The following is a 6,056-nucleotide window of genomic DNA, read 5'->3' as shown; positions in this document are numbered from 1 at the left end:
CCCCCGCCACATCCCGATCTGGATCGGCGCCCCGGAAGCCAGTGCCATAGCCTTTGTGCAGCAGGGCATCGTCCCCCCGCGGCCCATGACCCACGACCTCCTCGTCAGCATTGTCGCCGCCCTCAACCACACCGTCACCGAGGTCCGCATCGTCCGTGTGGAAGACACGGTGTTCCATGCCGAGGTGGTGTTCGAGGACGGCACAGCAGTCAGTTCCCGCGCTTCCGACGCGATCGCCATCGCCCTCCGGGTTCCTTGCCCGATCTACTGTGCGCCGCAGGTCATGGAAGACACCGGCGTGGAGATCACAGAAGCGGCGGACGACGACGGCGAGACAGTCTCCCCGGAAGGGCAGGCCAATGCGGAGCGCGAGTTGAAACAGTTCCGCGAGTTCCTCGCAGACGTCGAGCCCGAGGACTTTGAAAAGTAGCCGGCGGCGACACGCTCAGATTGTTATGGTCGGCATCTTTGACCTCGGGTACCGGGCGATCTAACGTCGAAGCATACAGTTCCCATTGCACTCGCTGTAGACTCAGGGCAGTTACTCAATAAACCCCTGTGGACCTCGGCTTGTGCCACTTCCCCCCGGGAACCAGAACGAGGAGGCAACACGTGAGTCCGAAAGGCGACGCCGGTACGGGTTCCAACGCGGCCGCGACGGGTGCACCCATACCCGCCAGCGCACAGGGCCTGCTCTTCACTGAAGATCTTCCCGTACTCGATGAGGACGCGGGTTACCGCGGACCCACAGCCTGCAAGGCCGCAGGCATCACCTACCGCCAGCTCGATTACTGGGCACGCACGGGTCTCGTTGAACCGGCCGTCCGGGGTGCCTCGGGTTCAGGTTCCCAGCGGCTTTACGGATTCCGCGACATTCTGGTCCTCAAGGTGGTCAAGCGCCTGCTGGACACGGGAGTCTCGCTCCAGCAGATCCGCAGCGCGGTGGAGCACCTCCGGGAACGCGGCGTCGAGGACCTGGCGCAGATCACCCTGATGAGTGACGGCGCCAGTGTGTATGAGTGCACGTCGGCTGATGAAGTGATCGACCTCGTCCAGGGCGGGCAGGGAGTCTTTGGAATCGCCGTCGGGCGTGTCTGGCGTGAGGTTGAAGGCAGCCTCGCTGCCCTCCCGAGCGAGCACGCCGCAGATCAGGATTTCCCTGACGATGAGCTCAGCAAGCGACGGGCAGCGCGCAAGATCAGCTGATCTGGATTCACCATCAGCCGAGCCGGATCGTTGAGGTGACCAAGTTGGACAATGGTGAGCGAACCTCTGCTCACATCGGTCCGGATACCTCACTATTAGGTCCGAGTTGCTCCATTTTTACGTCCGGGTCGCTCCATTTACCGTGAAAGGCCGCGAGGTCAGCGCCGGGCCACGCGGTTGCGCATACGCCCTGAGTCCAGCAGTGCCCGGAGCAAATCGTCGAAGTATCCCGCCGCCTGCTTCGCCGATTCGCCCGGCCAGTGGTGCACCGCGTGGGCTGCGCCCTGGATCTGCTGCCAGTTGGCCTGCTCCGCGATGGTGGGGCTGAGCAACAGGTCCCCGAACATCTGCTTCATCTCGTTCAAACGGAACGCGTGCTCGTTGGATCCGGTGCGAACCCGGTTGGCCACGATCCCGGCCGGCATCAGGTTGGGTGCAAACTCATTCTTGAACAGTTCGATTGCGCGCATGGTCCGTTCGGTACCCGCGACGGAAAACAGCCCCGGCTCCGCCACCAGCAGCACACGGTTGCTCGCGGTCCAGGCCATCCGCGTGAGCCCGTTCAGCGACGGCGGGCAGTCAATCAGCACCAGCCGGTAGCCCTCAACCCGGTCGAGCAGCGTGGACAGGCGGCGCAGGTCACGCTTGCCGAGGTCGGGCCGGTCGTAAATTCCCGAGTAGGCCGAGCCCATCGCAACGTCGAGAACAGGGGCTGTGGTGCTGGAACTGCGCTTCACCGCGTTGCCCACCCAGCCGCTCGGCACGACATTCGCGGCCAGATCACCCCGACGGGCATTTTTCAGGAGCCTGCCGATGTCGATCTGGTCATTGGCCTGCACGCCGAGTCCGGTGGTGGCGTCCGCATGCGGATCAAGGTCAACAACAAGTGTGGGGATTCCGGCGGACAGGGCCGCGGATGCCAGTCCCAGGGTGACCGAGGTCTTGCCGACCCCACCTTTGAGGCTGCTGATGCTCACTACTTGCACTTGTTGAACCAATACCTATCGTTGAGATGCCACAGAACGCAGGATCTTTGTGCCCGCACACCTATTCATCATAGGTGGACCCGCAGAACGAGCGAACACGGCGCGACGGCGCGTGTGAAGCAAAGCGTTACCGGCTCATGAAGACAAATTACTGTGACCAGAAAGACCAAATGTAGGCTGGGGACGCCAAGTTCTTGTTTTATCGATCCCGCAAGAGTGCAGGAGAGCAATGTTCTCGAAGATTCTGGTAGCTAACCGCGGCGAGATCGCCATTCGTGCATTCAGGGCGGGTTATGAAATCGGCGCGAAGACTGTTGCGGTGTTCCCGCATGAGGATCGTAATTCGATTCATCGGCAGAAGGCGGACGAGGCGTACCTCATTGGTGAGGAGGGCCATCCGGTCCGTGCGTACCTTGATGTTGATGAGATTGTCCGCGTGGCCAAGGACGCGGGCTGCGACGCCATCTATCCGGGCTACGGTTTCCTGTCCGAGAACCCGAACCTCGCACGTGCTGCAGCCGACGCCGGCATCACCTTCGTGGGGCCGCCGGCCGAGGTGCTGGAGCTGGCCGGTAACAAGGTCCGTGCCCTGGAAGCTGCACGGCAGGCCGGTATCCCGGTCCTGAAGTCCTCGAAGCCGAGCGCCGACCTTGAGGAGCTCGTTGCGGCGGCGGATGAGATCGGTTTCCCGATTTTCGCCAAGGCGGTAGCGGGCGGCGGCGGACGAGGCATGCGCCGCGTGGACAAGCGGGAGAACCTGCGTGAAGCGCTCGAAGCTGCAATGCGCGAGGCTGATTCCGCGTTCGGTGACCCCACCATGTTCCTCGAGCAGGCTGTCCTGCGTCCGCGTCACATCGAGGTCCAGATCCTCGCTGACGGCGAGGGCAACGTCATGCACCTCTTCGAACGGGACTGTTCCCTCCAGCGCCGCCACCAGAAGGTCATCGAGATCGCTCCGGCGCCCAACCTGGATGAGAACATCCGGCAGGCCCTGTACCGTGACGCGGTCGCCTTCGCCAAGGCACTGAACTACGTCAACGCCGGTACCGTCGAATTCCTCGTGGACACCGTGGGCGAACGCGCCGGGCAGCACGTCTTCATCGAGATGAACCCGCGCATCCAGGTGGAGCACACGGTGACCGAGGAGGTCACCGATGTGGACCTGGTGCAGTCCCAGCTGCGGATCGCGGCGGGGGAGACACTGGCGGATCTCGGTCTGTCCCAGGACTCGGTCCGGCTGCGAGGTGCAGCCCTGCAGTCCCGGATCACCACCGAGGACCCGGCGAACGGATTCCGGCCCGATGTCGGAAAAATCACCGCCTACCGTTCCGCCGGCGGGGCGGGCGTCCGGCTGGACGGCGGCACCGTGTACGCGGGAGCCGAGATCAGCCCGCATTTCGATTCGATGCTGGTGAAGCTCACCTGCCGGGGCCGGGACTATGAGTCCGCGGTCCGCCGGGCGCGGCGTGCCCTGGCCGAGTTCCGGGTGCGCGGGGTGTCCACCAACATTTCCTTCCTGCAGGCCGTCCTCGATGACCCGGACTTCATTGCAGGCAACGTGGCCACCTCGTTCATCGACGAGCGCCCCGAACTGCTCACCGCCCGCGTTCCGGCCGATCGCGGAACTAAACTGCTGAACTGGCTGGCCGACGTCACGGTCAACAAGCCCCATGGCGAACTCACCGTCGGCATTGACCCGGCGGAGAAGCTCCCGGCGGTCACCGAGGCAGAGCAGCGTCCCGGAAGCCGTCAGCGCCTGCAGGAACTCGGGCCGGAGGGCTTCGCGGCCGAGCTGCGGGCGCAGACGGCCCTGGCCGTCACGGACACCACCTTCCGCGACGCCCACCAGTCACTGCTGGCCACCCGCGTGCGCACCCGGGATCTTGTCGCCGCGGGCAAGGCCGTGTCCGCTAAAATGCCGGACCTGCTGTCGGTGGAGGCCTGGGGCGGTGCAACCTACGACGTCGCACTGCGCTTCCTGGGTGAGGACCCGTGGGAGCGGCTCGCTGCCCTGCGCGCGGAGATGCCGAACATCTGCCTGCAGATGCTCCTGCGCGGACGCAACACCGTCGGTTACACCCCGTACCCCGAAGCGGTCACCAAGGCGTTTGTGCAGGAAGCCGCGGCCACGGGAATCGACATTTTCCGCATCTTCGACGCGCTTAACGATGTGTCGCAGATGGAGCCGGCCATCCGCGCCGTCCGCGAAACCGGCACCGCGGTCGCTGAAGTGGCGCTGTGCTACACCTCGGACATGCTGGACCCCGAGGAAAAGCTCTACACGCTGGATTACTACCTCGACCTCGCGCAGCGCATCGTCGACGCCGGGGCGCACATCCTCGCCATCAAGGACATGGCAGGCCTGCTGCGCCCGGCCGCGGCAGCCCAACTCGTCACCGCCCTGCGCGACCGGTTCGACCTGCCGGTGCACCTGCACACGCACGACACCGCCGGAGGCCAGCTGGCCACCCTTCTGGCCGCCTCCAACGCCGGAGTCGACGCCGTCGACGTCGCCAGCGCCTCACTGGCCGGTACCACCAGCCAGCCCTCGGCCTCGGCTCTGGTCGCGGCCCTTGCGCACACCGAGCGTGACACCGGCATGTCGCTGGAGAACGTCAGCTCCCTTGAGCCGTACTGGGAAGCAGTGCGCCGCGTCTACGCGCCCTTCGAGTCCGGCCTGCCCGGGCCCACCGGGCGGGTCTACCGGCATGAGATCCCCGGCGGGCAGCTCTCCAACCTCCGCCAGCAGGCCATCGCCCTGGGTCTTGGCGAGCGGTTCGAGGCGGTTGAGGACATGTACACCGCAGCGGACCGGATGCTCGGGCGCCTGGTGAAAGTCACTCCGTCCTCCAAGGTGGTCGGCGATCTCGCCCTGCAGCTCGTCGGGTCCAACGTGGAGCCGGCGGCGTTCGAGGAGAACCCGCAGAAGTACGACATCCCGGACTCCGTGATCGGTTTCCTCAGCGGCGAACTCGGCGACCCTCCCGGAGGATGGCCGGAACCGTTCCGCACCAAGGCTCTTCAGGGCCGCACCGTCAAGGTCCGTGACGCTGAGCTCAGCGCCGAGGACCAGCAGGCACTGGACGGCGACTCCGCGACCCGCCGTGCCACGCTCAACCGGCTGCTCTTCGAGGGTCCCACCAGGGACTTCCAGACCACCCGCCACACCTTCGGCGACGTCTCCGTCCTGGACACCCGCGACTACCTGTACGGGCTGCAGCAGGGTAGCGAGCACGTCATCCAGCTCGAAAAGGGTGTCCGTCTCATCGCGACCCTCGAAGCGGTCTCGGACGCCGATGAACGCGGCATGCGCACGGTCATGTGCACGCTGAACGGGCAGATGCGCCCCGTCGTCGTGCGGGACCGCAGTGTCCACACCGACGTGAAGGCAGCCGAGAAGGCCGACCCGGCGCAGCCGGGCCACGTCGCCGCGCCGTTCGCCGGGGCAGTGACCCTCGGCGTAGCCGAAGGCGACACCGTGCAGGCCGGTGACACCGTGGCAACCATCGAAGCAATGAAGATGGAAGCCGGCATCACCACCACGGTGGGCGGAACCGTCAAGCGGCTGGCCATCGGCGCCGTCGAACAGGTGCAGGGCGGGGACCTCCTCCTGGTGATCGACCCCTCCTGACGTGCGCCTGCGCTAAGGTGATGCAGAATCCACCTGCAGCTCCTTGCTGCGGGCGTCAGGCGAGCGTGAGGAATCATGGCGAACGAGAAGAACCCCTCAGATCAGTCCGCGGATGCCAGCGGGGTCCCTGCGGACCCCGCTGAAACCGGGCCTGCGCAGGATCAGCCCGGCGCTGAACCTGGGCAGAGCGGGGAGCGGGATGAAGCAGCGGCGGGGTCCGCCAAGGACCCGGC

At 65.6% G+C, this 6,056-nt stretch carries 4 protein-coding genes; 3 read left to right on the top strand and 1 reads right to left on the bottom strand.

The window, feature by feature from the left end; all coding sequences use genetic code 11:
• Both X803_RS20495 and X803_RS0115315 read left to right on the top strand, forming a co-directional pair.
• Positions 1-430: bifunctional nuclease family protein (locus X803_RS20495; RefSeq protein WP_084033844.1), on the top strand; the 430-nt coding region annotated here is incomplete at its 5' end.
• Between the two features lie 182 nt (positions 431-612).
• A complete protein-coding gene (locus X803_RS0115315; RefSeq protein WP_026545814.1) occupies positions 613-1,206 on the top strand; it encodes a MerR family transcriptional regulator in 594 nt (197 codons plus the stop codon).
• A 158-nt stretch (positions 1,207-1,364) separates the two neighbouring features.
• On the opposite strand, the gene X803_RS0115310 is transcribed toward X803_RS0115315, so the two are convergent.
• A complete protein-coding gene (locus X803_RS0115310; RefSeq protein WP_026545813.1) occupies positions 1,365-2,192 on the bottom strand; it encodes a ParA family protein in 828 nt (275 codons plus the stop codon).
• A gap of 229 nt (positions 2,193-2,421) precedes the next feature.
• Between X803_RS0115310 and X803_RS0115305 the strand changes: the two genes are divergently transcribed.
• The gene (locus X803_RS0115305; protein ID WP_026545812.1) at positions 2,422-5,823 is read left to right on the top strand and encodes a pyruvate carboxylase; all 3,402 of its coding nucleotides are present in this window, start codon (positions 2,422-2,424) and stop codon (positions 5,821-5,823) included.
• Positions 5,824-6,056: the final 233 nt, after the last annotated feature.

The organism is Arthrobacter sp. 35/47 (assembly GCF_000520475.1).
Taxonomy (GTDB): domain Bacteria; phylum Actinomycetota; class Actinomycetes; order Actinomycetales; family Micrococcaceae; genus Arthrobacter_D; species Arthrobacter_D subterraneus.
Note: the sequence above shows the minus strand (reverse complement) of the source record. Positions and strands in the feature narration are given on the sequence as shown.